This is a genomic window from Pandoraea apista (assembly GCF_001465595.2).
GTDB classification, from domain to species: domain Bacteria; phylum Pseudomonadota; class Gammaproteobacteria; order Burkholderiales; family Burkholderiaceae; genus Pandoraea; species Pandoraea apista.
On sequence record NZ_CP013481.2, the window covers coordinates 5,244,657 to 5,270,684 of the forward strand.

General features: G+C 63.9%; 24 protein-coding genes. 8 read left to right on the plus strand and 16 right to left on the minus strand.

All coding sequences use genetic code 11. The annotated features are described in order from the left end of the window. Positions 1-39: 39 nt before the first annotated feature. The 3 genes from AT395_RS23770 (at position 40) to AT395_RS23780 (ending at position 2,809) form a co-directional block, all read left to right on the plus strand. On the plus strand, positions 40-708 hold the full coding sequence (locus AT395_RS23770; RefSeq protein ID WP_048628506.1) for a GntR family transcriptional regulator: 669 nt from the start codon (positions 40-42) through the stop codon (positions 706-708). A gap of 86 nt (positions 709-794) precedes the next feature. After that, positions 795-1,868, plus strand: coding sequence for an aromatic ring-hydroxylating dioxygenase subunit alpha (locus tag AT395_RS23775; protein ID WP_042113951.1), 1,074 nt, complete (start codon positions 795-797; stop codon positions 1,866-1,868). After that, positions 1,865-2,809, plus strand: coding sequence for a PDR/VanB family oxidoreductase (locus tag AT395_RS23780; protein ID WP_042113950.1), 945 nt, complete (start codon positions 1,865-1,867; stop codon positions 2,807-2,809). Before AT395_RS23775 ends, AT395_RS23780 begins: the two co-directional genes overlap by 4 nt. An 85-nt stretch (positions 2,810-2,894) precedes the next feature. On the opposite strand, the gene AT395_RS23785 is transcribed toward AT395_RS23780, so the two are convergent. The 3 genes from AT395_RS23785 to mdlC form a co-directional block, all read right to left on the minus strand. Next, positions 2,895-4,280: an MFS transporter gene (locus AT395_RS23785; RefSeq protein ID WP_048628505.1), complete on the minus strand. Its 1,386-nt coding sequence runs from the start codon at positions 4,278-4,280 to the stop codon at positions 2,895-2,897. Positions 4,281-4,380: 100 nt separating this feature from the next. Next, entirely contained in the window at positions 4,381-5,850 is a 1,470-nt protein-coding gene (locus tag AT395_RS23790) for an aldehyde dehydrogenase (RefSeq protein ID WP_048628504.1), read from the minus strand. Positions 5,851-5,931: 81 nt separating this feature from the next. Continuing rightward, positions 5,932-7,560 (minus strand): benzoylformate decarboxylase, encoded by a 1,629-nt coding sequence (gene mdlC, locus AT395_RS23795; protein ID WP_042113946.1) that lies wholly within the window; start codon positions 7,558-7,560, stop codon positions 5,932-5,934. Positions 7,561-7,835: 275 nt separating this feature from the next. On the opposite strand from mdlC, the gene AT395_RS23800 reads away from it, so the two are divergent. Then, positions 7,836-8,741: a LysR family transcriptional regulator gene (locus AT395_RS23800; protein WP_048628503.1), complete on the plus strand. Its 906-nt coding sequence runs from the start codon at positions 7,836-7,838 to the stop codon at positions 8,739-8,741. 15 nt (positions 8,742-8,756) lie between these two features. On the opposite strand, the gene AT395_RS23805 is transcribed toward AT395_RS23800, so the two are convergent. Beyond that, positions 8,757-9,455 carry a Dph6-related ATP pyrophosphatase gene (locus AT395_RS23805; RefSeq protein WP_048628502.1) on the minus strand — a complete coding sequence of 233 codons (699 nt, stop codon included), beginning with the start codon at positions 9,453-9,455 and terminating at the stop codon, positions 8,757-8,759. Between the two features lie 159 nt (positions 9,456-9,614). Continuing rightward, positions 9,615-10,520, minus strand: coding sequence for an acetylglutamate kinase (gene argB, locus AT395_RS23810; protein ID WP_010805600.1), 906 nt, complete (start codon positions 10,518-10,520; stop codon positions 9,615-9,617). 118 nt (positions 10,521-10,638) lie between these two features. Between argB and AT395_RS25400 the strand changes: the two genes are divergently transcribed. Continuing rightward, complete coding sequence (locus AT395_RS25400; RefSeq protein WP_058375259.1) at positions 10,639-11,208, plus strand: cysteine-rich CWC family protein; 570 nt, start codon at positions 10,639-10,641, stop codon at positions 11,206-11,208. A 31-nt stretch (positions 11,209-11,239) separates the two neighbouring features. Here AT395_RS25400 and AT395_RS23820 read toward each other — a convergent pair whose 3' ends face one another. Further along, positions 11,240-11,731 (minus strand): copper chaperone PCu(A)C, encoded by a 492-nt coding sequence (locus tag AT395_RS23820; RefSeq protein ID WP_042113940.1) that lies wholly within the window; start codon positions 11,729-11,731, stop codon positions 11,240-11,242. A 229-nt stretch (positions 11,732-11,960) separates the two neighbouring features. Between AT395_RS23820 and AT395_RS23825 the strand changes: the two genes are divergently transcribed. Further along, positions 11,961-13,229, plus strand: coding sequence for an ATP-binding protein (locus AT395_RS23825; RefSeq protein WP_042113939.1), 1,269 nt, complete (start codon positions 11,961-11,963; stop codon positions 13,227-13,229). Next, positions 13,226-13,768: a response regulator transcription factor gene (locus tag AT395_RS23830; protein ID WP_039370362.1), complete on the plus strand. Its 543-nt coding sequence runs from the start codon at positions 13,226-13,228 to the stop codon at positions 13,766-13,768. Before AT395_RS23825 ends, AT395_RS23830 begins: the two co-directional genes overlap by 4 nt. Before the next feature lie 135 nt (positions 13,769-13,903). Here the strand turns inward: AT395_RS23830 and hslU are convergent, their stop codons facing one another. The 7 genes from hslU to AT395_RS23865 form a co-directional block, all read right to left on the minus strand. Further along, positions 13,904-15,262: an ATP-dependent protease ATPase subunit HslU gene (gene hslU, locus AT395_RS23835; RefSeq protein WP_042113935.1), complete on the minus strand. Its 1,359-nt coding sequence runs from the start codon at positions 15,260-15,262 to the stop codon at positions 13,904-13,906. A gap of 119 nt (positions 15,263-15,381) precedes the next feature. Then, a complete protein-coding gene (gene hslV / locus AT395_RS23840; protein ID WP_042113934.1) occupies positions 15,382-15,933 on the minus strand; it encodes an ATP-dependent protease subunit HslV in 552 nt (183 codons plus the stop codon). Between the two features lie 293 nt (positions 15,934-16,226). Then, positions 16,227-18,398, minus strand: coding sequence for a TonB-dependent receptor (locus AT395_RS23845; RefSeq protein WP_231606096.1), 2,172 nt, complete (start codon positions 18,396-18,398; stop codon positions 16,227-16,229). A 229-nt stretch (positions 18,399-18,627) separates the two neighbouring features. After that, positions 18,628-19,071 carry a hypothetical protein gene (locus tag AT395_RS23850; protein ID WP_048628501.1) on the minus strand — a complete coding sequence of 148 codons (444 nt, stop codon included), beginning with the start codon at positions 19,069-19,071 and terminating at the stop codon, positions 18,628-18,630. Positions 19,072-19,299: 228 nt separating this feature from the next. Continuing rightward, on the minus strand, positions 19,300-19,719 hold the full coding sequence (gene dksA / locus AT395_RS23855) for an RNA polymerase-binding protein DksA (protein WP_010805609.1): 420 nt from the start codon (positions 19,717-19,719) through the stop codon (positions 19,300-19,302). 389 nt (positions 19,720-20,108) lie between these two features. After that, on the minus strand, positions 20,109-21,188 hold the full coding sequence (locus AT395_RS23860) for a CobW family GTP-binding protein (protein ID WP_042113931.1): 1,080 nt from the start codon (positions 21,186-21,188) through the stop codon (positions 20,109-20,111). Positions 21,189-21,279: 91 nt separating this feature from the next. Further along, positions 21,280-21,774 (minus strand): Fur family transcriptional regulator, encoded by a 495-nt coding sequence (locus AT395_RS23865; RefSeq protein ID WP_042113929.1) that lies wholly within the window; start codon positions 21,772-21,774, stop codon positions 21,280-21,282. 147 nt (positions 21,775-21,921) lie between these two features. On the opposite strand from AT395_RS23865, the gene AT395_RS23870 reads away from it, so the two are divergent. Beyond that, positions 21,922-22,797, plus strand: a complete 876-nt coding sequence (locus tag AT395_RS23870; protein WP_042113926.1) for a DMT family transporter — start codon at positions 21,922-21,924, stop codon at positions 22,795-22,797. A gap of 20 nt (positions 22,798-22,817) precedes the next feature. On the opposite strand, the gene AT395_RS23875 is transcribed toward AT395_RS23870, so the two are convergent. From AT395_RS23875 to AT395_RS23885, 3 genes are all read right to left on the minus strand, one after another. Then, a complete protein-coding gene (locus AT395_RS23875) occupies positions 22,818-24,032 on the minus strand; it encodes a class I SAM-dependent rRNA methyltransferase (protein ID WP_058375260.1) in 1,215 nt (404 codons plus the stop codon). Positions 24,033-24,190: 158 nt separating this feature from the next. Continuing rightward, entirely contained in the window at positions 24,191-25,141 is a 951-nt protein-coding gene (xerC, locus tag AT395_RS23880) for a tyrosine recombinase XerC (protein WP_376738391.1), read from the minus strand. Between the two features lie 185 nt (positions 25,142-25,326). After that, positions 25,327-25,995 (minus strand): DUF484 family protein, encoded by a 669-nt coding sequence (locus AT395_RS23885; RefSeq protein WP_042113922.1) that lies wholly within the window; start codon positions 25,993-25,995, stop codon positions 25,327-25,329. Between the last annotated feature and the right edge of the window lie 33 nt (positions 25,996-26,028).

Consider the following 26,028-nt stretch of genomic DNA (forward strand, 5'->3'; position numbering starts at 1 on the left):
GAACGACCGGCAGGCATTCCAGCGATCGAAAGGAGACGCATGCTGCATCCCACGCCGACAACGGTTCAATTGCGCGAGATGATCCTCAAGGGCGAACTGGCGCCGGGCGAACGCCTGGCCGAGGCCAAGCTCGCGGAACAGCTCGGGGTCTCGCGCATGCCGGTGCGTCAGGCGCTGCCCGTGCTCGCAGAGGAAGGACTGGTGGTGCGCGCCGGACAGCGCGGCTATGCCGTGCGGGCGCACACGCGTGAGGAGAGTGTCGAGGCATTGCATCTGCGCGGCGCGCTCGAAGGCTATGCCGCGCGTCTGCTTGCAGAAAAAGGCGCGAGCGCCGAGTTGCTCGCGAAATTGCGCGACTTGCTTGCCGAGGGCGACGACCTGCTCGCCGGCCACATGATGACCGCCGAAGTGCAGATCGGCTACGCGTCGCTCAACGCACGCTTTCACGATTTGCTTGTGACCGGCGCTCGCAATCCGTTGCTCGAAGGCTTCATCGCGCGCTGCAATCTGGTGCCGTTCGTCGCGCCGCGCACGGTGGCGTTTGGCCACGAGGACCGGCGGCAATACGCCGACATCATTGCGTACGCGCATCGTCAACATCACGCGATCGTCGAGGCGATTGCCGCACGCCAGCCCGATCGCGCCGAGTTCATGTGCCGCGAGCACATCGTCACACAGGAACACAGCATGGGCGCGCAGTTGCTCTGAGGCGCCCCCCCCCCGAATTCATCCCGACCATTCCCCATCGAAACGAGAGCGCGCCGGTCGAAGGTGCGCCAAGGAGACAAACGATCATGTTCCTCAAAAATACCTGGTACGTCGCCTGCACCCCGGACGAGTTTGCCGACAAGCCGCTGGGCCGCAAGATCTGCAACGAGCCGATGGTGTTCTTTCGCGACGGCAACGGCAATGTCGCGGCGCTGGAAGACTTCTGCCCGCATCGTGGCGCAGCGCTCTCGCTGGGCTTCGTCAAGGACGGCCACCTCGTGTGCGGCTATCACGGCCTGACAGTCGACGGCGGCGGCAAGTGCACGAAGATGGTGGGGCAGCGCGTCGGCGGTTTCCCGAAGACACGCGCATTTCCATGTGTGGAGCGCTATGGCTTCGTCTGGGTCTGGCCGGGCGACGCCGCGCTCGCCAATCCCGACGAGATCCCGCATCTGGAATGGGCGGTGAGCGATCAGTGGGCGTATGGCGGCGGGCTGTATCACATTAAGTGCGACTATCGCCTGATGATCGACAACCTGATGGATCTGACGCACGAGACGTACGTGCATGCAACGAGCATCGGTCAGGAAGAAATCGAAGAAGCGCCGCCGAAGACGACCGTTGAAGGCGACATGGTGATTACGGCGCGTCACATGGAGAACATCAAGGCGCCGCCGTTCTGGGCGAGCGCGTTGCGTGCAAACGGTCTGGACGATCAGGTGCCGTGCGACCGCTGGCAAGTCTGCCGCTTCACGCCGCCGAGTCATGTGATGATCGAGGTGGGCGTTGCGCACGCGGGTCACGGCGGTTACCACGCACCGGCCGACAAAAAGGCCGGCAGCATCGTGGTCGATTTCATCACGCCCGAAACCGACGAGTCGATCTGGTACTTCTGGGGCATGGCGCGCAACTTCAAGCCGGAAGACGCTGAGCTGACCGCCGCGATCAAGCGCGGGCAAGGCGGTATCTTCGCCGAAGACCAGGAGGTGCTCGAAGCCCAGCAGCGCAATTTGTCCGCCTATCCGGAGAAGAAGATTCTCAAGCTCAACATCGATGCGGGCGGCGTGCAGTCGCGCAAGGTGCTTGAGCGTCTGATCGACGCCGAACGTGCCGGTAGCGCAAACGCGCAGGCCGTGGCAGGTGCGGAGAACGCAGCATGAAAGTCCGGCTGGCGAACAAGCGCGATGTCGCCACCGACATCTGCGAATTTGAATTGGTGAGTGTCGACGGCAGCGCGCTGCCGGCATTCACGGCGGGCGCGCATATCGACGTGCACGTGGCCGACGGCCTGGTGCGTCAGTACTCGTTGTGCAACGCACCGGGCGAGACGCATCGGTACTGCCTGGGCGTGCTGCGCGACCCGGCGTCGCGGGGTGGCTCGGAGGGCATGCACGCCCTCACGGTCGGTACCACGCTGGAGATCAGTGCGCCGCGCAATCACTTCCCGCTCGACGAGCAGGCGCAGCACAGCATTCTGCTCGCCGGGGGTATCGGTGTAACGCCAATTCTCTGTATGGCCGAAGCGCTGTCGGCGCGCAACGCATCGTTCGAAGTGCACTACTGCACGCGCGAGCCAGCGCGTACTGCTTTTCGCGAACGCTTCGCGCGAGACGATCTCGCCGCGAAGACGCGTCTGTACTTCGACAGCGACGGCGAGCGCGCCGATCTGGACGCGATCCTCGCGCAACCGTCCGGCAGCAAGCATCTGTACGTCTGCGGCCCGGCCGGCTTCATCGAGGCGGTGCTTGCGCGAGCGGAAGCGGCGCAATGGCCGGAAGGCAACGTGCATCGCGAGTACTTCGCCGCACCGGCGCAAGCGGACACCGGTGGCGACACGCCGTTCCAGGTCAAGCTGCATTCGAGTGGCCGCGTGATCGATGTGAAGGCCGGCGAGACCATCGTGGCGGCCCTCGCCGCGCAGGGTGTCGAAGTGCAGATGTCGTGCGAACAAGGGGTGTGCGGCACCTGTCTCACGCGAGTTATCGACGGCACGCCCGATCATCGCGATGTCTACCTGACCGACGACGAACGCGCCGCCAACGACCAGATCCTGCCGTGCTGCTCGCGTAGCAAATCCGCCGTGCTCGTGCTCGATCTGTAATCGAGCCCGGCATCTGCCGCAGAAGACAACAGCCCCGCTGCGCATCGCGAGCGGGGCTGTTGTGCTTTCATGGGTTGCCCGATCGTTACAACGTACGATCCTTGGTCTCACGCACAAGGAAGGTCGAGATCAGGGCCATCGCTGCCAGGATGAGGAAGTAGACGATGACCGGCCAGATCTGCCCATGACTCCACGCGAGCAGACTCGCCGCGATCATCGGCGCCAGTCCGCCGCCCAGCACCGTGCCGATCTGCTTGCCGAGCGATACGCCCGAGAATCGCACGCGAGTATCGAACAATTCCGAGAAGAAGCTGCCCTCCGGGCCGAACATCATCGGATGAATCACACCAGCACCGATCACGATCGCCATGACGACCAGCGCGGTCTCCTTGCTGCCCATCATCAGGAAGAACGGATAGATGAAGATCGCCGTGGCAGCCAGTCCCATCAGGAACATTGGACGGCGCCCCAGCTTGTCGGACAGCATGCCGAAGGCGGGAATTGTCAGCATTGCGAGAATGTTGGCATACAGCACCCCGTCGGCCATCGTGTTGCGCGGCAAGCCGAGTGTCTTGGTGCCGTACGACAACGAGAAAATCGCGACCAGATAGAAGAAGCTCGTCTCGGCCAGACAGATGAAAAACGTGACGAGCGTTGGCCGCCAGTAGTGCGTGATCACCTCGGCGACCGGCACCTTTGCGATATCGCGATGCTGCTCCGCCGCCTTGAAGCTCGGCGACTCTTCCACCTTCAGACGCACGTAAGTCCCCAGCGCCACCAGCAGCAAACTTACGAGGAACGGCAGACGCCAGCCCCACGTGAGCAGATCGTCTTCCGGCAGTCGCGTGATGAGCACGATGGCGAGCGACGCACCCACGATGGACGTCGGCCCCGCCGCCTGAATCAGGCCGCCGAAGAGGCCGCGCAAGTGTGCGGGGGCGCCTTCCACCGTCATCAGCAAGCCGCCGACGGACTCGCCACCGAGCGCGAAGCCCTGCACGAAGCGCAGCGTCACCAGCATGACGGGCGCCCACATGCCGACCCTGTCGTAAGTCGGCAGCAAGCCGATCATGGTGGTCGCCACGCCCATCAGAATCAGCGTGAACAGCAGAATCGACTTGCGGCCGATGCGATCGCCGAAGTGGCCGAACACGATACCGCCAATAGGCCGTGCAATGAAGCCGACGGCGAACGTGGCGAAGACCGCGATCATGCCCGCCATCGGATCGAGCTGCGGGAAGAACAGCCGGTCGAAGACGATGGGCGCGAGAAAGCCGTAGATGAAAAAGTCATACCACTCGATGGCGGTACCGAAACAACTGGCCGCTACCACGCGCCCGTAGTTCGCCGATGCGCCGGGCGTTGCGGCCTTCGCAGCAGCATTGGCGTCGTGTTGGTGAACCTCGCTGCCTCCGGCATGGCCGGAGGTTGCGCCAGCCCCCGCAGGGGCGGTTTCGTACTGTTGTGACACGGTTGTCTCCTCCGGCCGTCTGTTCCGGTCTCCCGGCTGCGGCGGTATGGTGGTTTGGCGTTACGTTGCGTCAGCGGGCGTACGGCCCGCCGGGCAGGGTTCAGAACGGATAGTGACGCGGTGTCGTCTGCACCGTCATCCAGCGCAGATCGGTGAACTCGTGAACGCCGGCCTTGCCGCCGAAACGTCCCCACCCGCTCGACTTCACGCCGCCGAACGGCATCTGCGCTTCGTCGTGCACCGTGGGGCCATTGATATGGCAAATGCCCGACTCGATACGTTTGGCCACCCCCATCGCCCGCGCAATGTCGCGGCTGAAAACCGCAGACGACAACCCGTAGGCATTGTCGTTGGCACACGCGATGGCCGCTTCGTCGTCCTTCACGCGCACGATGCCCTTGACCGGACCGAACGACTCTTCGCTGTAGATCTTCATATCGGGTGTGACGTGATCGAGCAACGTTGCAGGCATCAGCGTAGTGTCAGCCCGGCCACCGCACAGCAACTTCGCGCCCTTGGCGAGGGCGTCGTCGATGAGTGCGTTGCAACGCTCGACGGTCGCCATGTCGATCACGGAACCGAGAACGACCGGCCCTTCGCGCGGATCGCCCAACGGCAACGAGCAGGCCTTGGCGGCGAGCTTTTCCACGAAGACGTCGGCAATCGACTCCGCCACGACGATACGCTCCGTCGACATGCAGATCTGGCCGGAGTTGGCGAACGCCCCAAACGCGACACCGCTCACAGCAGCGTCGAGGTCGGCGTCGTCGAGCACGAGACATGGCGCTTTACCGCCCAACTCGAGCACGGCGGGTTTCAGATGTTCGGCGCACAACGAGGCGATGATGCGGCCAACGCGCGTTGAACCGGTGAAGTTCACGCGGCGCACGGCAGGCTCCGCGATCAACGCTTCGACAATGGCGCCGGCGTCTTTCGGTGCGTTCGTAATGAAGTTCACCACGCCGGGCGGCAGGCCCGCTTCGTCGAGTGCATCCGCAATCAGGCCATGCGTGGCCGGGCACAACTCCGAGCCTTTGAAGACCACGGTGTTGCCACAAGCCAGCGGCAGCGCCAATGCGCGCACACCGAGAATGACCGGTGCGTTCCAGGGCGCAATGCCGAGCACCACCCCTGCCGCCTGACGCACGCCCATCGCGAGACTGCCCGGCACATCGGACGGGATGATGTCGCCTGCGATCTGCGTCGTCATTGCAGCGGCTTCGCGCAGCCCCTGCGCGGCGAGATGGACGTTAAAGCCCGCCCACAAGCCAGACGCGCCAGTCTCCGCCGCCATCGCGGCCTGAAATTGTTCGACCTTTGCGTCCAGCCGATCGGCGGCCTTCATGAGCCGCGCGCGACGCTCGCCGGGGCCGGTGTTCGACCATGCGGGGAAGGCATTCCATGCCGCGCGCACGGCGGCGCGGGCGTCGTCCACCGTCGCGGCAGGGGCACGCGACGCAACTTCGCCGTCCAGCGGATTGCGTCGCTCGAAGGTGGCGCCCTGCGTCGCGCCGACGCGCTTGCCGTCGATCAGCATCGTCAGCGCCTTGGGGTCTTGTTGGATCTGCATTGGCATTTGTCTCCTTGCTCGATGATTCGTCACGGATGGCGCGCGGCGCTCACGACACGCGGCGCAGGCACTCGCCGCGCATCATGCCACCACGATTTCGACAAGACGTGTCTCGCCGCTCGAGATGGCCTGCGACAAGACGTCGCGCAATTCACTCCCTTGCTCGACGCGTTGCGCGCGCACACCCATGCCTTCGGCCAGACGAACGAAATCGAGATCGGGCAAATCGGTTCCTTGCACCGGATCTTTCGGGCCGAAGCCGAACGACGGTGCGAAGTCCTGCAACGCGGCATAACGACGGTTGTTCAAAATCACGAACGTGATCGGCAGTCTGGCTTGCGCCGCACTCCACAAGCCTTGAATCGAATACATCGCGGAGCCGTCGCCGATCAGACCGATAACGCGCCGCGCCGGGTGTGCCATCGCGACACCGACTGCGGCGGGCATCGAATAGCCCAGACCGCCGCTGTTCATGGTGTAGAACGTGCCCGGCAACGTGAAGGGCAGATATTGCTGCATGACCGAGCGCGCGCTCGGCGCTTCTTCGACGACGATATCTTGCGCGTCGCGCACCTGGGCAAGCGTTTGCAGCGCGAACGCTGTCGTCATGCGTTCGCCCGGCACGTTCGCCATGGCGACCGGCGGCGCCGTACGCGCGGGCGGCAATTCACGCTCGTGCGGGATCTCGCGCGCCAGCAGTGCCTCGACACCGAGCCGCACGTTCCCCACCACCGATGCGCCAACGGGTGTCCACGCCGCCACGCCCGGGTCTTCGATCAATTGGAACAACGACGCCCCCTCGGGGACATGCGGCCCGGCGCCTTCCACGTGGTAGGTGAATGCGGGCGCACCGATCACGAGAATCAGATCGTGACCGCCCAGCAGTCCGACGATCTTCTCGCGCATCGGCGGCAAGAAGCCCGCGAACAAGCGGTGATCTTCCGGGAACGCGCAACGGGCGCACATCGGTGCCGTGAAAACACGCGCGTTATGCCGCTCGGCCAATGCGATCACCGCGTCGAACGCCCCGGCACGATCGATGGACGAGCCGACAACGAATGCCGGACGCGCACAGGCGTCGAGCGCCGCCCCCAGTTGGGCAAGCGCCGCCGGTTCGGGTTGCACTCGCGTACTCACCTGACGCGGCGGCAACGTCTCGGCCGGACGATCCCAATCGTCGACAGGAATCGAGACGAAGACTGGCCCCTTCGGCTCCTGCATCGCAATGTGATACGCACGGGCAAGGGCCAGCGGCACGTCTTCGGCACGCGCGGGTTCGAGACTGAACTTCACGTAGGGCTGCGGCAACTCGGTCGCGCGCACCGACGCGAGGAACGGGTCGAACGGCAGAATGGCGCGCGCTTGCTGACCGGCCGTGACAATGAGCGGCGTCTGATTCTTGTACGCGGTGAAGATGTTGCCCATTGCGTTACCCACACCGGCGGCCGAATGCAGATTGATGAATGCCGCGTTGCCGGTCGCCTGCGCGTAACCGTCGGCCATGCCGACGACCACGGCCTCCTGAAGACCCAGCACGTATTCGAAGTCGGCGGGGAAATCGCGAAACAACGGCAATTCGGTCGAACCGGGGTTAGCGAACACCTTGGTCATGCCGTGACGTCGCATCAGATCGATGACCACGTCGCGAACGGTCAAGGCTTGGGGAATGCCGGCGCTTTGGCCGGCACGAAGTTCTCGGCTGTCTTTCATGGATACGGTTGTCTCGTGCCGCCGTCGACGCGCATACGTGACGGCGTGGTTTCTTTTGTGAGCTCGGGCCGTGCGGCGGAAAGCCGACGCGGAAGATCAATCGTCGATCGCGTGCGATTGAACGAGCGATTGGACGAGTATAGGGAGCCGATATATGCACCGGAATTGCTTTTATGTGCCGAAGTCATTACGCTTTTGCATGACTTTTCGATGTCGCTGTGCGTCGCCATCGCTGTGCCTGGCGCCCCTCTTCCCCTTGAGTTCCGTCGTCCGCCATGAGCCTGAATCTCCAGCAACTGCGCGCCTTCACGACCATCGTTGCGACCGGCAGTCTCGGCCGCGCCGCCACGGAACTGCACCTCACCCAGCCTGCGCTGAGCCGCACCATCAAGCGGCTCGAGACCGACCTTGGCGCGCCGCTGTTCGAGCGGCATAGCAAGGGCATGGCGTTAACGGCGTTCGGGCAAGCGCTGCTGCCCCATGCGATGCTGCTTGAGCGCGAGGCCGACCACGCACGCGAAGAGATCGATGCGTTGCGTGGTCTGGCCAAGGGCACGATCAAGGTCGGCGCCGTCGGGGCCATTGCAAGTCACGTGCTGCCACTTGCCGTGGATCGTGTGCTCAACCGATGGCCGAATCTGCGGGTGGAGATCATCGAAGGCGTGTGGGACCGGCTCGCGCAGGGACTGATGCGGCACGAGATCGATCTGGCGCTCTCCACCGTCGCCCCCGATACCGAGGACATCGTCGCGATCTCCGACTGCCATTGGGAAGACGACAGCTATGTGGTCGCCGCCTGCAATCATCCGTTGCGCCGGCGCAAGACCATCGAGTTGGCGGATACGCTGACACAGCGCTGGGCGATTCCGCCACGCGGCACGGCACCGTACGCCCACATGCAGGGCGTGTTCGCCGCACACGGGCTGGGGTTGCCGAACATCGTCGTGGAGACACGCTCGGTGCCGGTGCTCAAAAGCATGGTCGCGCGATGCGGCTTTCTGACATGGATGCCCGAACCGATGTACGACGTCGAAGCGCGGGCACAGGTGATGGACACGCTACCGATTGCCACCGTGCGCGCCACGCGCACCCTCACGGCGTTTCGCCGCCGCCAGGGGATCTTACCGAGCCCTGCGGCCAAACTGCTCGACGAGTTGCGGCAACTCACCGCCCCCGGCTGATGCCCCCCGTCCGGCTTAGCCCTGGGCGTACACGATTTGCGCGCGGTGGTATGGCGTGCCGCCGTACTCCCGGGGACCGTGTATCGTCTCGATCCGCTCAATGCGCCACGGCACCGGGCGGGCGAAGCGAGGGCCGTCGTAAGCGAAGGTATGGAACTCGCCGTTCTCGCCGCACGCATCGACAGTCGACGGAAGGTCGGCCAGCAGCGTAGCGTCGTATTCGCGGCCGACGAATTCCGGTCCGAGATGCCGTCCGTCCACACACACGATCACCGCGCGGTAGCCTAACGAGACGAATTCATTGGCGAGTGTCAGGCGCTCGCGTTGCCACAGCGGCAGCACGGCGGTCATGCCCGCCGCCGCACACACCTTCTCTTCCCAATCGCGATGCGGTTGCAAGTCAATATCGCCGAACAGCGCATGCGTAATGCCATCTGCGCGCATGGCCTGCAATCGGGCAACGAACGCCGTCTCGTATTCGCGCCACCCGGCTTGTCCGACGTCGAGTGCGATACCGAGCGCGTTTGCCTGCGCTTGCATCAACTCTCGCGGCAGGCCGTGCGAGCGCGAGCTGTCGCCGGTCTCGTCGAACATTGCCAGCAAACGCCGCACGTCGTAATGCGGTGCGCCTGTCGTGTCGCAAGACAGTGCGTGGTGCAGGGCAAGGCAGGAATCCTTGCCGCCGCTCCAGGAGAAAAAGGCAGGTGTGGGCATGGGGTCTTGTGAGTCGATCGGCCGAAGGGGTTGTCGAAACATCGATCCGCGATCCATCGCGAGACGGATCGCACAAATGCAAAGCGGACCCCGCAGGGTCCGCCCTTGAGACTTGCGGGTTGCGATGTTGCCATCGACACGCCCCGCATGACGTCGCGCTCAGTGCGAGCGGATCATCGTGCCGAACGGCTGCTCCGTCAGGATCTCAAGCAACACCGAGTGCTCGATGCGGCCGTCGACGATGTGCACTGACTTCACGCCGCTCTTCGCGGCGTCGAGCGCCGACGAGATCTTCGGCAGCATGCCGCCCGAGATCGTGCCGTCTGCAAACAGTTCGTCGATCTCGCGTGCCGACAGGTCGGTCAGCAGATTGCCTTCACGGTCCATCACGCCCGGGATGTTGGTCATCATCACCAGTTTCTCGGCGCCCAGCACCGTAGCAAGCTTGCCCGCCACGAGGTCGGCATTGATGTTGTAGGCCTGACCGTCTTCGCCCACACCGATCGGCGAGATCACGGGAATGAAAGCGTCGTCCTGCAACGCGCGCACCACGGCCGGATTGATCGAGTCGACTTCACCGACGAAACCGATGTCGAGGAACTGGCCTTCATGTTCGCGATCCGGCATCAGCATCTTGCGGGCGTTGATGAGACCACCGTCCTTGCCGGTAAGACCCACCGCCTGACCGCCGTACTGGTTGATCAGCATCACGATGTCTTGCTGGACTTCGCCGCCGAGCACCCACTCGACCACTTCCATCGTCTCTTCGTCGGTCACGCGCATGCCCTGGATGAACGTGCCCTGCTTACCGATCTTCTTGAGCGCCTGATCGATTTGCGGACCGCCCCCGTGCACCACCACCGGATTGATACCGACGAGCTTGAGCAGAATGACGTCGCGCGCGAAGCCTTGCTTCAGACGCTCTTCGGTCATTGCGTTGCCGCCATATTTGATCACCACGGTCTTACCGTGGTACTTGCGGATATACGGCATCGCCTCAGCCAGCACTTCGGCCTTGAGAGCAGGTGCGATGTCGTCGATGGAAGACAGTTGCGGATCGGACATGGCGGGAAGGTTTTCGCAGGTGGACCAGAAACACGGCGCATTGTACAACCAAGAAGCCTTTGCGTGCCGGGGTTCGACGGGTTTCGGAAGGGTCTGGGACTTGCCTCGGGCAATGCCCATGGCTACCCTTCGTCACGTACCGGACGGCAACCGCAAAAGCGGCGATTTTCGCCCGCTCAGCGGCACACAATCGCGTGTGCGTATCACCCCTTTCACTTATTCCTGGACGCCCTTCAGTGGCCGATTTTTACCGCATCGCCGCTCGCCCCCCGATTTCGGCGCCTCAACCGCCCGCTTGTGGCCGGCCAATGACAGCGTGCGTGCTGTTGCAGTTGCGCAACTCGCGGTCGCTGGTGTCCCGGCAGAACACTGGCACCGTCGCGGCGCCGTCTCTCATGACGTGGTAAGCATGACTGACCCGAACCCCACGAAACCGGCCGGCGTCGCCCCCGATCCTGATCCTGATCCTGATCCGTCACGCTGCCCGAAGTGCGGCGCCGTGGTGACGTGCGGGGCGCTGGCTTGCGCTGACAACGCCGGCAATATCCGGTGCTGGTGCCTTGACTGGCCCCGCCTGCCTGCGTCGGCCCGGCTCGGTGCCGGCAGCTGTCTGTGCCCCGACTGTCTGCGCGCGGCGCTTGCCGGTGCCGGTGTGGCGATCGACGGCACCGCCGCCGATCCCCGTTGAAGCTGACTGGCTGCGTCAGCGCTCGCCGAATTTACTGGCTGTGCGCGCCGTGCGCCATGCCCGCCATGCCGCCGCCCGCCGCAGGCGCACCCGCCGTGAGATCGCGCACCGGCACCTGCACCTGCTGCTCGGACTTTTTGTGATCCGCCGATTCGAAGCGCAACGTCAACGGGACGGTATCGCCCTTCTTGAGCGCCGCCTTCAGGTCCGTGAGCATGATGTGGTAGCTGCCCGGCTTGAGCTGCACCGGCTGATTGGCCGGCAGCGGCAAGCCGTTGGGCAACGCGCGCATTTTCATGAGCGTGCCTTCAAGCTTCATCTCGTGCACTTCGGCGTTCGCCGCCACCGGCGTACTCGCACCAACGAGCGTAGTCGCCTGATGCGCCTGCAACGTCATGAAAACGCCGGTCGCCGTCTGGCCGGGCACGGTGCCGCGCGCCCACGCGTCGGAGACATCCACCTGCGCATAGGCCGAGGCCATGCCGAGACTCAGCGCGGCAGCCACCCAAAGCTTGTGCTTCATGCAAACTCCTTTTCGTTATCGACGGACACACATCCGCCCTGTATCGCATGAGACGCCGCGCGGCACCATGCCGCGCGAGACGTGGATCTTCATTGTAGACGCGCCTCGCCGCACGTGTGTGCGGGAAGTGTGATGAGGTGCATTGCGGCTTGTTCCCCCCGTGCGGCAGAGTGTCGCAGCGCCGGGCCACGCGGGATAGCCCGGGACCCGGACTTGGTACACTTGTCGTATGACTCATTTTCCCATCGAGCGAACCAACGTCGTTCAGCTTTTCTGGCTGCGCTGCCTGGCCATCGTCGGCCAACTGGCGACGATCGGGGTCGCGCAACTCTGGCTCGGCGTGCGATTGCCGCTTGAGCCGATGCTCACCATCGTCGCTCTCGAAGTGCTGTTCAACGTACTCACCTGGGTACGGGCGCGACGCGGGCTGGAGCGCGCGAAGCGCCGCACCGATCTCGATCTGATGGGACAGTTGCTCGTCGATCTGGCCGCGCTCACCGCGCTGCTGTTCTTCTCGGGCGGCGCAACCAATCCCTTCGTCTCGCTGTTCCTGCCCGGTCTGGCGATTGCCGCCGCCGTACTGCCGTGGCGTAACGCCTCGCAACTGGCGTTGCTCTCGCTAGTCGCCTATGGCGCGCTGAACTTCCAGTACGTACCGCTCGATCTGGCCGATCCGGGCAATCTGCTGCGCCTGCATCTGGCCGGCATGTGGGTCAACTTCGTGGTCAGCGTGCTGGTCATCGCGTGGTTCGTCTCGCGAATGTCGCGGGCGCTGCGCGCGCGCGACGCGCAACTCGCCCGCGCCGAGCAGCGTTTGTTGCGCGACGAACGCATGGCCGCGCTAGGCGCACAGGCCGCGAGCGTAGCGCATGAACTCGGCACACCGCTCTCGACGATGGCCGTGGTCGTGGGCGAACTCCGCAGCGAGAGTCGGGGCAACGACGCGCTCAAACCCTTCGAGCCGGATCTTCAGACGCTCGAACAGCAAATCGCCTTGTGCAAGAGCGCCATCGGCCACGTGCAGACGCGCGCTGCGGCGCCGGTGCGTCAGGCGGTAGCCGAGTGGCTGCCCGCGTTCACCACGCAATGGCGATTGCGCCATCCGCAGGTGCAGTTTCAGTTACGCGTGCCGCCGCAAATGACCGCACGCATCGAAGACACCGTGCAGGTCGGTCAGATTCTCACCATCCTGCTCGATAACGCAGCGTACTTCAGCCCGTCGTCGGTCACGCTCGACGTCAGTGTCACGCCGGACAATGTGCACTTCACCGTCTGCGACGAGGGCCCTGGCATGACGGCCGAATTGCGTACGCGGCTGGGGAATTCCCCGGTGATGAGCACACACGGCGGGCATGGCATGGGGCTGTATCTGGCCTTTGCCAGCGCGCAGCGTCTCGGTGGCGATATCGTCCTCACCCCCAACGCGCCGCAAGGCACGCGCGCCGAGCTGCGCTTGCCGATGGCCACCTTCTTCTTCGGCTCGCGGAGTCAGACATGAACGCCTCGCATTTCCTCCTTATCGACGACGATGTCGTCTTCGCCGAAACACTGGCCCGGGCGCTGACCCGTCGCGGCTACGACGTGCAGATCGCCGCCGACAGTGCTGCGGCGCTGCTCGCGGCGCGCACGCGTCAGTTCGATCTGATTTCGGTCGACCTGCATCTCGGCCATGACTCGGGACTGCCGCTTATCGCTCCGCTGCGCGCATTGCAACCGAAAGCCCGCATGCTGGTGCTCACCGGTTACGCGAGCATTGCGACGGCCGTACAGGCCGTGAAGGACGGCGCGGACAACTATCTCGCCAAACCGGCCAACGCCGACACGATCCTCGCGTCGCTACGCAGCGACGCAAGCGAAACGCAGGCCGACGAAGCCTTCGAGAACCCGTCGCCCCTGTCGGTCGCACGCCTCGAGTGGGAACACATTCAACGCGTGCTCGCCGAACATAACGGCAACATCTCGGCCACGGCACGCGCGTTGAACATGCATCGGCGCACGTTGCAGCGCAAGCTGCTGAAGCGGCCTGTGAAGCAGTAACCTCAGGGCAACGCGCGATAGCGCAGCCATACAGTGCTCGCGCAGCGCCCGCACGCCGCTCACACAGCGCGTCGCCAGACGAAAAAAGGCCCCTCCCGGGGCCTTTTTCACGTCGCTTCGATCTCTCGGCGCGGCTTACAGCACGTAGCGCGACAGATCTTCGTTCTGCGCCACTTCCTCGAGGAAACGATTCACGTACTCGGCGTTGATCGACACCACTTCGCTCGCCTGCTTGCCGGCGTTGTACGAGATATCTTCCAGCAGCTTCTCGATCACGGTGTACAGACGTCGTGCACCGATGTTCTCGGTCTTCTCGTTGACCGAGAACGCGATTTCCGCGAGACGCTTGATCCCGTCCGGCGCGAATTCGAGATGCACGTCTTCCGTGGCGAGCAACGCCTGATACTGCTTGACGAGGCTGGCGTCCGTTTGCGTGAGAATCGCTTCGAAATCCTGCACCGACAGCGATTCGAGTTCGACGCGAATCGGGAAGCGCCCTTGCAGTTCCGGAATCAGATCGCTCGGCTTGGCCAGATGGAATGCACCACTCGCAATGAACAGGATGTGGTCCGTCTTGATCATGCCGAACTTCGTGCTCACGGTCGTGCCTTCGACCAGCGGCAGCAGATCGCGCTGCACACCCTGACGCGACACGTCGCCGCCGCCCACTTCGCTACGCGTGGCGATCTTGTCGATTTCGTCGAGGAACACAATGCCGTTCTGCTCGACGTTACGCAGGGCCAGTTGCTTGACCTCTTCGTCGTTGAGCATCTTCGACGCTTCTTCGTCCGTCAGCACCTTGAGCGCGTCCTTGATCTTGAGCTTCTGACGCTTCTTGCGCTGATTACCCAGATTCGCGAACATGCCCTTGATCTGCTCGGTCATCTCTTCCATTCCCGGCGGGCCCATGATCTCCATGCCCTGTGCCGGAATTTCCACTTCCAGTTCGACTTCCTTGTCGTCGAGCTGACCTTCGCGAAGGCGCTTGCGGAAGGTCTGACGCGTCGCGTTATCTTCCGTGTTCGTTTCCACCTCGTGCGACGCCGAACCAAAACGGATATCGCGCGACGATTCGCGCCCGGTCGGCAGCAGCAGATCGAGAATGCGATCCTCGGCGCGATCTTCGGCCTTGGTACGCACCTTCTTCATTTCGGCTTCACGCGTCTGCTTGATCGCGATTTCCGCGAGGTCGCGCACAATGCTATCCACGTCGCGGCCGACATAGCCCACTTCGGTGAACTTGGTCGCCTCGACCTTGATGAACGGCGCATCAGCCAGCTTGGCCAGACGGCGCGCAATTTCGGTCTTGCCGACACCGGTCGGACCGATCATGAGAATGTTCTTCGGCGTGATTTCCTGACGCAGGGGCTCAGCCACCTGCTGACGGCGCCAGCGGTTGCGCAACGCCACCGCAACAGCCTTCTTGGCCTTCTGCTGGCCGATGATGTGTTTGTCGAGTTCGGAAACGATCTCGGAGGGGGTCATATGGGTCATGACGTTCGCCAAATTAGGGGTTCGCACAGAGGGTGACGCCCGGCCGGCATGCTCGCCGCCGCCGGCCGGCAAGTCGCACCGCAGGAGTCCACCTGCTGCGGTGCGCGCGTCGTCCGTCGTCACTTCGCTGCCGTCTGCGGCAGCGATTCGATAATGTGGTTGCCGTTGGTGTAGATGCACATTTCGCCCGCGATCGTCAGCGCTTTCTTGACGATCTCTGCCGGCGTCAGGTCGGTGTTCTCGACCAGCGCGCGCGCCGCGGCCTGTGCGTAAGATCCGCCCGAACCGATGGCGGCAACGCCGCCCTCCGGATCGAGCACATCGCCGTTGCCGGTGATGACCAGCGTGGTCTCGGCATCGGCAACGATCATCATCGCTTCGAGACGGCGCAGCATACGGTCGGTACGCCAATCCTTGGCAAGTTCGACCGCCGAGCGTGTCAGATGCCCCTGGTGCTTCTGAAGCTTCGCCTCGAAGCGGTCGAGCAGCGAGAAGGCGTCTGCCGTGGCGCCGGCGAAGCCGACCATGACCTTGCCGTCGTAAATCGTGCGCACTTTGCGTGCGGTGCCCTTCATCACGATGTTGCCGAGCGTGACCTGACCGTCGCCGCCGAGCGCGACCTGATCGCCGCGCCGAACGGAGACGATGGTGGTGCCGTGATATTGCTCCATGCCTGTTCCTTTTCGGGGGGCGACAACGCGCCCCGTAACGATTGGCCCGGACGCCTGACGCGCCCTCACGACCGTGACGACGCACCCTGCCGGGCGAGACGTGACTGTAGTTTAGGGCAATCGAAAGAATATCAAGAGGCGTCGACGGCTTGGGGCAACCCCAGCTTTTCTGGCAGGCCGGTGTCGCAAAATAGCGGCATGGATCGGAAGATTCGCGCGGCGTTGCACCGCGCGAATCGAGTGTTGCGAAACAATTTCTCGGAAATTGCCTCGTTTTTGCGGCGTTTTACCGCTTAGAACGTGGTGCGCAACCCCACGCGAACCGAACGCCCGCCCTGCGGCGCAATGTCGCGCAGCACCGAACTGGCCAGACGCACCTCCTGATTGGTCAGGTTCTCACCCTTCAGATAGGCCAGCCATTGTGCGCCACCTGCCTTGAACTGGTAGGTAAGCGCCGCGCCGAGCGTGGTGTAGCCATTTGTCGTCAGATCGTTGGCGGGCACACGGCCCTGATTGCTCGCATGCACCATTTCCAGTCGCGTGCCCCAATGGCCCAGCCCGTACGCCAGCGCCGCCGTCAGACGCAACGGTGCAATGCGCGGCAGCGGTTCGCCCGTATCGCGATTACGGCCAATGGTGTAATCGCCACGCAGTTCGAGATCGAGATTGCCGTAGCCCTGCCAGAGGCGCGCGCGGCCTTCGGCCTCGACACCGTAAAGGTCAGCCGGAACCCCCGCGTACTGATAGACCGGCAGGTTCCGGTCGTCCTCGGCAATCGTCTGCCCGGTGTTGTTCAGGGCGATGAAGTTGGTGAAGCGGCTGTAGAACAAACCGACGCTGCCCTTGTTCGGACCACTTTCGTAACGCAGCGACAGATCGGTTGAGAAGGCCTTCTCGAGCTTGGCCTGCGGATTGCCGATTTCCCATACGCCGGTCGCCAGATGCGGGCCGTTCGCGTATAGCTCGTAGAACGTGGGAGCGCGCTCCGTATATGAGGTGTTGAGCGCTACCGACCATGCCGGCGCCAGCGCGAAGACCGCACCAGCCGAGACGCTACCCGGGGTGAAGTTGCGCGACGGCAGGTCGTCGAAACGCTCGTTGCCCCCCATCGCCGGCTTCACACTCGTGTGTTCGATGCGCGCGCCGAACGAGAGCTTCACCGCCTGACTCACGGCCCACTCTTCGAGCGCGAACAGTGCCACGTTGCGGGTGTCGCTCTTGGGCACAAAAGCCTCTTCGCCCAGCGCCGAGAATGTGTTCTGAGAGAACTGTACGCCCACCGCGCCTTCAAGCGGTCCGATCTTCGCATGGCGCGCTTCGATTCGGCCTTCGTATCCGTGATTCTTGAAGGTCGTACCCGTCTCGCCGTTTTCGATTTCCTTGTGCTCGTAGTCGGTGTAGCCGAAGTTGAACTTGAGGGCCGTGAAAGGGCCGCTCAGATTGCGCACTTCACTTGCCAGCGCCAGACGCTGCTGCCGCATGCGGATGCGCGTGTCGGCCTCGGCAACGGTGCCGTAGTCGGAGTCGTAACCGGAGTACGACAGCCCCGCATAGCCGTTCGCCCAGGTCCACGACGCCCCTACGGCAGCACCGCTCACCTGCCCGTTGCTGTTCGGCAATGTGCCTGACGGTTGCGGCGTATCTTCGTCGTCGCGGGCGCGTTGTTGTGCCGAACGGGCGAAGCCCGGGATACGCAGGTCCGCGTTCTTCCGGGCAAAGCCGTCGACATGGAACGCAAACTGGCCATTGCCGAATTCGAGCTGTGCCGCGCCCGCGCGCTCGCGGTTCGCGCCGCCGTAGCTGAAGTCCGTCGCGCCGGAAATGCCCGTGATGGATTCACGCGGAATACGATTGTCGATGGTGTTGATTACGCCGCCGACGGCATTGCCACCATAGAGCAGGGCGGCTGGGCCGCGCACGATTTCGACGCGCTCGATCGTCAACGGGTCTTGTGCCACGGCGTGGTCGTAGGACAGAGACGACGCATCGAGGGCGGCGGTGCCGTTCTGCAACACGCGGATGCGGTCGCCGTCGAGCCCCCGGATGATCGGCCGGCTGACGTTCGGGCCATACGACGTTGCCGAGACCCCCGGCAGTCCGTCGAGCGTCTCGCCCAGCGTTCCGGCACGGCGCAGCGCAAGCGCTTTCCCGTCGAGTTCGGTCACCGGCACGGTCAGATCGGCAGCGGCACGGCCGAGCGGATTCCCCGTAACGAAAGTCGTCGGTAGTGCTGCTTCCGGCGCCGCCGGGGCGGCGGCGGAAGGCGTTTCGGAAGGGACATCAGCCGCTTGAGCGGAAAGACTCGTCGCGGCAAGCGCGCTGAATGTCAGTGCCGCAGCCAACGGCAGCGGCGCCAGATCGGGCAGTGCGCGGCGCGCGCGACGCACGGCGAGAAGCGAAGAAGCAGCAAAAGCGAGCGAAGACGCCGCACGCTCACGCGCGGCGTTCGAAGTAGGGTGTGCCATGTCGGTATGAATTCTGTTGGGTCTGTGCAGGGAGCCTCGCCCGAGGGCTCAGGACGCCCGGGTACCCCGTGCATCGGCGCGAACGAATGCCTGCCGCGTCGACGCCAAACGGCAGACGAACGCGCAGCAGCACGCTCGCTTCACACGCTCGGGAGGCAGCGAAGATCAGTGCTGGTATCGGCAGGGAGTCGCGCGCAAAGCGCGGAAAAACGCGAGAGAACGCGTAGGGTCAGACCGCGACCGGCGGGGCGCGAGAATCGAATGGCCGTTGAAGCGCACTGGCGTGGCTGCGACCGGTGGCCCGCATCGGCGCGTTCGCTCTGGCGGTATCGCCGCGCCATTGCAGCACGGCCACGGCCATTGCTGCCGCCAGCGTCGCCCCTTCAAACAGATGGCAATGATGATGAAAGCCGAAGCCGGCTTGCGTAGAGGCTCCACCGCCCTCGCCGGCAAACGTGAGATCCGAGTCCGGGTCATCCAGATCGACTGCCGCCGACACCCGCTGAGCGGCGCCCGAAAGCTCGCGCGCATGCGAGATTTCATGTTGCAGGCCCCACATCTGCACGCAGAGCAGTGCGACGATGAGCCACGCGATCCATCCGCTTCGTCCACGGCCATTCGGCATGCGCAAGCACGCACGCCATTGGCGGAAGACGGATTCGATGGACGGCATGGAGAGATTTAATTGCAACTGAGTTGCAATTTTGCCATAAAGCCGCTTAGGCTGCGAGCCTTACGCTGTGTTGTGCGCAGGCGACAGCGCCGGACGAGCCGAGAGCGACTGGGCGGCGAGCGGTGGGCAAACAAAAAAGGCATGTCGTGAAGACATGCCTTTTGCAAACCGAGGGGTCCGACGGCGTGGCCGCCACCGCGCGGCGTCGGGCCGGAATGCGTGTTGCGATCAGTCGCCGAACAGCTTTTGACGCAGTTCGCGACGCTCCTGCGCTTCGAGCGACAGAGTAGCGGTCGGGCGGGCGAGCAGACGCGGAATGCCGATCGGCTCACCGGTTTCCTCGCACCAGCCATATTCGCCGGAATCGATACGGGCGAGCGATTGCTGCACCTTCTTCAGCAGCTTGCGTTCACGATCACGGGTACGCAGTTCAAGTGCGTGCTCCTCTTCGATCGTGGCGCGGTCAGCCGGGTCCGGCACGAGAATGGTTTCCCGAAGGTTCTCGGTCGTTTGACCGGCATTGCGCAGAATGTCAGCTTGCAGAGTTTCCAGACGATCCTTGAAGAAGGCGAGTTGATCTTCATTCATGTAGTCCTTCTCGCCCATCTTCAGAATTTCGGCCTCGGTCAAAAGTCTTTTCTTGCTCATGGGTTTTTCTGGCGTCTCTTTCGGATAGTCCGGCGACGCCCCTGCAGCAGATGGGACGTCTTGCTTACCGGCGATGCCGCGGGCGGCTTCCTGGGTTACGTTCCTGCCGGACGATTTGGGCGCGGCCTTTTTGGCGGCGACCTTCTCGACCGTCTTCGATTTGCCTGCTGGAGCACGCTTGGCACCCGCATCTGGCGCCGGGTCAGACCGGCGCGTGGGGCGTGCGGTGGCAGTCTTGCGAGAGGCGGTGGCCATGGCGGTGCTCCCCTGCCTACCCCCCGGAATGCCGCGTGAATTCGCTGGCGACAGCCCAGTGGGCAGGTATTGTAACCGAATCACCGGAAAGCCCCGGTTAAGGGGTTTCCCGTTGCTCGATTCGGCAGTCCCGCTCAGACCAGACAGCGCTCCAGCCCTTGCAGGATGATGTCTTTCGGCAGCTCGGCACCAATGAATACCATCTTGGTATTCGGCGTCTCTCCCGGTTGCCATTTCGTGCCCACATCGCTGCCCATCATCTGGTGCACGCCCTGGAACACGACCCGGCGATCGATGCCGCGCATGTTTAATACGCCTTTATAACGCAATAAGCGTTCGCCGTACACCTGTAGGATGCTCCCGAGGAAGTCCTCCAGCTTGGCCGGATCGAATTGTTTTTCGCTGCGGAAGACGAACGACTTGATCGCGTCGTCGTGATGGGCATGGTGATGATGATGCCCGTGGTCATGCCCTTCGTGATCGCACTTGCCGTGATCGTGATCGCAGTGCGAATGATCGTGGTCGTGCCCATGGCCGTGATCATGATCGTGCGCATGCTCGTCGGCGGCCAGGAAGTCGGGATCGATATCGAGCTTGTCGTTCAGATTGAAGCCGTGGATATCGAAGATCTGCTTGAGGTCGGCCTGACCGAAATCGACCACCTGCTGCGGCGCGCGCGGGTTCATATGCGCCAGTCGATGCTTCAGATCGTGCAGCACCTCGGGCGTGACCAGATCGGCCTTGGTAATGAACAGACGGTCGGCAAAACCCACCTGACGCTGCACCACCTCGTGCTGATCGAGCTGCTGCGGGCCATGCTTGGCGTCAACCAGCGTGATGATGGCGTCGAGCCGGTAGGTGTCGGCCACTTCGTCGTCGATGAAGAAGGTCTGTGCCACCGGGCCGGGGTTCGCCAGACCGGTCGTCTCGATCACCACCCGATCGAACTGGATCTTGCCGGCGTCGCGCTGGCTGTTCAAATCGGACAACGCCTGCACCAGATCGCCACGGATCGTGCAGCAAATGCAGCCGTTGCTCATCTGCACGATCTGCTCGGCGTTCTCCTGCACGAGGATGTCGTTGTCGATGTTCTCTTCACCGAATTCGTTCTCGATAACGGCAATCTTCATGCCGTGCGCTTCGGTCAGAATGCGCTTGAGCAACGTGGTTTTCCCGCTGCCGAGAAAACCGGTCAGGATAGTGACGGGGGTCATGAATGCAATGTCCTGTTGTGAAACGGCGCGCCCGGTGCCGCCTGAATGTCAGTCACTCTACCCGAGGTGACGCAAAGCGGCTTGGCACGCGTCAGTTGGGGGCGCCCGCGCACTGTGCGCAAGTGCCGTGAATCAGCAGCTCGACCTGTTCGCCCACGAAACCCTGGGGCAGGCGTTTGAGTTCTCGCTCACTCAGTTGGGGATGCTGGGGCCAGTCGTCAAGACAGAAGGTCCGATGACAGCGTACACAGCGAAAATGACCGTGTTGCGTATGCGGACGCGGCGACGCGGCACGTTGCGGATCGACGTGCTCGGCCATCACGAAGCGGAAGATACGATCGTCACCCGCCTGTTTGGTGGCCCAGCCCTGCGCGACCAGCCAGTCGAGCACGCGGTAGGCTGTCACGCGGTCGAGCGGATCGGCGTCGGTGGCCAGATCGGCCAGCACTTCCTGATGGGTCAGCGGCCGGCCGGCCTTGAGCAGCAAGGCCAGCACACGGACACGCCCCGAGGTCACACGGCCCGATTGCTCCTGCAAGCTCGTTCGGGCGGCTTCCAGATACGGTTGTAGTTGAGTAAGGCTCATGAATCGATTTAAGCACAGCGCCGTCAGCGCTGCAACCGAGTTGCAAAAGTGAGGGCGCGCGGGCCAGCGTGGGCGGACATTGGCCAAAAGTGACTGAAAGTGGGCAGGCAATGCGTCATACAATTGACACAAAAAACAGCCCTCGCCATGTCGCCCACCGCTCTCGCCCTCGTTGTTACCGCCGCATTCCTGCACGCCACGTGGAATTTCCTCGCCAAACGCATCGACACCAGCGAAGGGGGCGGCCCGCAACTCGTCTTCCTTTATGCGCTGCTCACCGTTGTGCTCTACACGCCGCTGGCGTTGTACTTTCTGATCGGTGCCGAGGCCGGTTGGCCCTCGGCGCCGGGTTGGGCCGTCATTGCGGTGAGCGCCTTGCTGCACTATGGCTACACGCTCGTCTTGCAGCGCGGCTACCGGGTGGGCGATCTGTCGGTGGTCTATCCGCTCGCACGCGGCACCGGACCGTTGCTGTCGTCGCTCGGTGCGATCGTGTTGCTGGGGGAGCGCCCCGGCTGGCTCGCGCTCGTGGGCATTGGACTTGTGGTGGGCGGCGTGCTGGTCGTCGCCGGCGGCGAGCGCCTGTTCCGGCCTGGCAGCATGCACGCGGGTGCAGGCTGGGGCGTGCTCACGGGCGGATTCATCGCGGCTTATACGCTAGCCGATGCCTACGCCATCCGTACCCTGCTGCTCTCCCCTCTCGTCTATTACTACCTTGAGAACGTGCTGCGGGTGGTGCTCTCGGCACCGATGGCATGCTCGCGCCCTGCGCGCATGGCCATGCTCTGGCAGTCGAACTGGCGCAAGATCGTGCTGATCTCGCTGATTTCGCCAATGTCGTACTTCCTGATCCTGACCGCGCTGAAGTACGCACCGGTCTCGCACGTCGCCCCGGCACGGGAGATGTCGATGATGGTCGCCGCCCTACTCGGCGTACGTCTGTTGGGAGAGGGGGAGATGCACCGCCGCGTGGGCGGTGCCGTGCTGATCGCGCTGGGTGTGGTCGCTTTGACGCTGGGCTGAAGCCCAGCAAAAGCGAACACTTACATACGCTGCAACCAAAGTCCCTTGAGGTATTCCCCTTCGGGGAACTGCGTGAGCATCGGGTGATCCATGCCCGCCGACAGACGGCGCAGAATGCGCGCATCGACACCGGCGTCGACCGCCGCGCCCGCCACGATCTTCTGGAACAGCGCCGCGTCGATAGCCCCCGAGCACGAGTAGGTCAGCAACTGGCCGCCCGGGCGCAGTAGCTTAAAACCCGCCATATTGATGTCCTTGTACGCTCGGGCGGCACGATCCACGTGATGGGCCGACGGTGCGAACTTGGGCGGATCGAGCACGATCATGTCGAACGTGCGCCCCTCTTCGCGCAAGGCGCGCAGGGTCTTGAAGACATCCGCATCGCGCCACTCGGCACGGCTGGCATCGAAACCGTTGAGTTCGACATTGCGCGCCCCGATCGCCAGCGCCTCGCCAGACGAGTCGATGGACAGCACGCTTTGCGCGCCGCCGGCCAGCGCCGCCAGCGAGAAACCGCCGGTGTAGCAGAAGCAGTTGAGCACGTCGCTGCCCTTGGCTTGCTGCTGCACCAGCAGACGGTTATCGCGTTGATCGACGTAGAAGCCGGTCTTGTGCCCGTTACGCACGTCGACGTAATACTTCACGCCGCATTCGTACGTCGTCAGCAGTTCCGGCGCTTCGGGCGGCTCGGCACCGGCCAGCACCCCCGTGAGGCTCGGCAGGCCTTCGCGCTCGCGCACGGCGGCGTCGGAGCGCTCGTAGACGTTCGGACACCCGGTCACGCCGGTAAGCGCCTTGACGATCGCGTCTTTCCAGGCTTCCACCCCCGCCGCCATGAACTGGCACACGAGCTGGTCCGTCACCGGCGCACCGGGAGCAGACTGATAGCGGTCGACGATCAGGCCCGGCAGGCCGTCGGCCTCGCCGAAGATCAGGCGTGTCGCGCCGGTGTCGTGCACCATCTGCTCGCGATAGGCGAGCGCCGCCGACACGCGACGCTTGAAGAACGCGTGATCGACCGGCTCGTTTTCGTCGAACGTCCACACACGGGCACGGATCGCCGAAACCGGGCTGAACGCGGCCCGCGCGAGAAAGCGCCCGTCGGCGGCACGCACCACGACCGTTGCGCCGGAAGCCGGCTTGCCGTCCACGCGTGCCACGGCAGTGGCGTAAATCCAGGGGTGACGGCGCAGCAAGGACTTTTCTTTGCCGGGCTTGAGGGTCAAGGTATTCATGCGGGACGGGCCAACGGTTGCGTACGGAATGGCGGCAAGTCGCGCGACGCACGCGGCGGCATCGCCTTACGAGGGCGACGTCCGGCGAACGGACAACATGCGGGACTTGCTAGGGAAGGACGCGATTCTACACCGAGTCGCACTGCCTGCCGGAAAGCTCAGGTCTTCTTGCGCGCGCGCGGATGCGCCTGATCGTAGACCTTCGCGAGATGCTGGAAGTCGAGCTTCGTGTAGATTTGCGTCGTCGAGATATTGCTGTGCCCCAGCATCTCCTGCACAGCGCGCAGATCGCCGGACGATTGCAGGACGTGCGTTGCAAACGAGTGACGCAGCATGTGCGGATGAACGTGCGTCGGCAGCCCGGCCGCCAGCGCGTGACGGGCCAGCCCCTGCTGCACCGCTCGCGGGCCGATGCGTTTGCCGCGCGCCGACAGGAAGAGCGCGTGCGGCTCCGCCGTTGCCAATGCGGTACGCCTATCGAGCCAGAGAGCGAGTGCCTGCGCCGCCTTCTCGCCAACCGGCACACGGCGTCGCTTGTTCCCCTTGCCGGTCACGACCACCTCTCGCTCGGGCAGATCCAGCCAACTGGCGGAACGATAGCCGTCAGCGTCCACATAGCGATGGTCGAGGCCCGTCAGCTCCGACAACCGCAGACCGGACGAGTACAGGAGCTCGAACATCGCCCGGTTGCGAACGGTCTCGGCAGACGTACCGGCGGCATATTCGACGAGCGCCGATGCCTGATCGGGCGATAGCGCTTTGGGCAACGGCTTGGGCTGTTTCGGCGCGCGCACCCCCTCCACCGGATTGGCGGCGAGCGGGGTTCGCTGCGCGAGCCACGCAAAATAGCCTCGCCAGGCGGAGAGCTTGCGAGCAATCGAACGGCCGACGAGCCCCTCGCTGTGCAACTGCATCGCGAAGCGGCGAATGTCGCCGTGCTGAAGCGAGTCGAGGGGACGGCCGTGCGCCAGCCGCTGCAACTGGCGCAGATCGCGTGTGTAGTTCTCGAGGGTCAGCCCGGCGAGCTTGCGTTCGCTCGCAAGGGAGGTGAGGTAACTGCGAATACCCGGTTCGAGCGGCATGTCGGGCACTTCAGCGGCTACGGACATCTCGGGCGAATCGGACACGCTTCCGCCCGGCAAGCTGGCTGCCGTGGACTTCCGCCCGCGAACCGGCGGCGTGCTGCCGACCCGGCGGCCAGTTGCGGCCCCCTTGGCGGGGCGGGGCGATCGGGTCGACGTGGCCATGAGGTACCGGAACGGAGAACGTCAGCGAGCCACAGACCCGGCGGTCATCAGTCGTCGGCGCGCAATTTGCCGAGCGCTGCGCCGGCCAGTTCGCCGATCTGCGTCAGGAAGTCGGTCGCCATGCCTTCGTGGAAACGGCGAGCGTCTTCCGAACCCATCACGAGCAGGCCGAAGATCGGACCTTCCGGCATTTGCGGATCGCGAAGCGCCAGCAGCGCGACAGACGCCGGATCGCTTGGCGCGCCGAGCCACGTTACCGCTTCGAAACCGGTATTGGCGCCGCAATACGGCGTAGCGAGACTCGACGCGAAGATTTTCACCTCTTCGCTCACGCTGCGAGCGAATTCGGCCGGCTGATACGGCGCGGCCACGTTCCACAGGCGCACTGCCGCGAAGGGCACGTTGAATACGTCGCGCAGCCCCCGGGCGATGGCTTCGGGCAAAGCATGCGGATCGCGCTCGCCGAGCAGCCCGAGGGTCCAGCGATGCAATTTGGCCGAGATGTCGTCATTCTCATGACCGTAGCGCATCAGTTCGGCGAGGCGTCGCTCGATCTGCTTGGTCTTCTCGCGCTGCATCTCGATCTGGCGCTCCTGCAACGACACCGCCCGCTGGCCATGCGGGCTGGTAAGCCGCACACCGGCCAGCAATTCGGCATGGCGCTCGAAGAAGTCGGGATGCGCGATCAGGTATTCCGCTATATCTCGGTCGTTCATGAGTGTCCGTCTGCTGTTCGTCAACTGCCGCCA

Coding starts and splice junctions, on each gene's coding strand:
- AT395_RS23770 (WP_048628506.1), top strand. CDS start 40: ATGCTGCATCCCACGCCGACAACGGTTCAATTGCGCGAGATGATCCTC.
- AT395_RS23775 (WP_042113951.1), top strand. CDS start 795: ATGTTCCTCAAAAATACCTGGTACGTCGCCTGCACCCCGGACGAGTTT.
- AT395_RS23780 (WP_042113950.1), top strand. CDS start 1,865: ATGAAAGTCCGGCTGGCGAACAAGCGCGATGTCGCCACCGACATCTGC.
- AT395_RS23790 (WP_048628504.1), bottom strand. CDS start 5,850: ATGCAGATCCAACAAGACCCCAAGGCGCTGACGATGCTGATCGACGGC.
- mdlC (WP_042113946.1), bottom strand. CDS start 7,560: ATGAAAGACAGCCGAGAACTTCGTGCCGGCCAAAGCGCCGGCATTCCC.
- AT395_RS23800 (WP_048628503.1), top strand. CDS start 7,836: ATGAGCCTGAATCTCCAGCAACTGCGCGCCTTCACGACCATCGTTGCG.
- AT395_RS23805 (WP_048628502.1), bottom strand. CDS start 9,455: ATGCCCACACCTGCCTTTTTCTCCTGGAGCGGCGGCAAGGATTCCTGC.
- argB (WP_010805600.1), bottom strand. CDS start 10,520: ATGTCCGATCCGCAACTGTCTTCCATCGACGACATCGCACCTGCTCTC.
- AT395_RS25400 (WP_058375259.1), top strand. CDS start 10,639: ATGGCTACCCTTCGTCACGTACCGGACGGCAACCGCAAAAGCGGCGAT.
- AT395_RS23820 (WP_042113940.1), bottom strand. CDS start 11,731: ATGAAGCACAAGCTTTGGGTGGCTGCCGCGCTGAGTCTCGGCATGGCC.
- AT395_RS23825 (WP_042113939.1), top strand. CDS start 11,961: ATGACTCATTTTCCCATCGAGCGAACCAACGTCGTTCAGCTTTTCTGG.
- AT395_RS23830 (WP_039370362.1), top strand. CDS start 13,226: ATGAACGCCTCGCATTTCCTCCTTATCGACGACGATGTCGTCTTCGCC.
- hslU (WP_042113935.1), bottom strand. CDS start 15,262: ATGACCCATATGACCCCCTCCGAGATCGTTTCCGAACTCGACAAACAC.
- hslV (WP_042113934.1), bottom strand. CDS start 15,933: ATGGAGCAATATCACGGCACCACCATCGTCTCCGTTCGGCGCGGCGAT.
- AT395_RS23845 (WP_231606096.1), bottom strand. CDS start 18,398: ATGGCACACCCTACTTCGAACGCCGCGCGTGAGCGTGCGGCGTCTTCG.
- AT395_RS23850 (WP_048628501.1), bottom strand. CDS start 19,071: ATGCCGTCCATCGAATCCGTCTTCCGCCAATGGCGTGCGTGCTTGCGC.
- dksA (WP_010805609.1), bottom strand. CDS start 19,719: ATGAGCAAGAAAAGACTTTTGACCGAGGCCGAAATTCTGAAGATGGGC.
- AT395_RS23860 (WP_042113931.1), bottom strand. CDS start 21,188: ATGACCCCCGTCACTATCCTGACCGGTTTTCTCGGCAGCGGGAAAACC.
- AT395_RS23865 (WP_042113929.1), bottom strand. CDS start 21,774: ATGAGCCTTACTCAACTACAACCGTATCTGGAAGCCGCCCGAACGAGC.
- AT395_RS23870 (WP_042113926.1), top strand. CDS start 21,922: ATGTCGCCCACCGCTCTCGCCCTCGTTGTTACCGCCGCATTCCTGCAC.
- AT395_RS23875 (WP_058375260.1), bottom strand. CDS start 24,032: ATGAATACCTTGACCCTCAAGCCCGGCAAAGAAAAGTCCTTGCTGCGC.
- xerC (WP_376738391.1), bottom strand. CDS start 25,141: ATGTCCGTAGCCGCTGAAGTGCCCGACATGCCGCTCGAACCGGGTATT.
- AT395_RS23885 (WP_042113922.1), bottom strand. CDS start 25,995: ATGAACGACCGAGATATAGCGGAATACCTGATCGCGCATCCCGACTTC.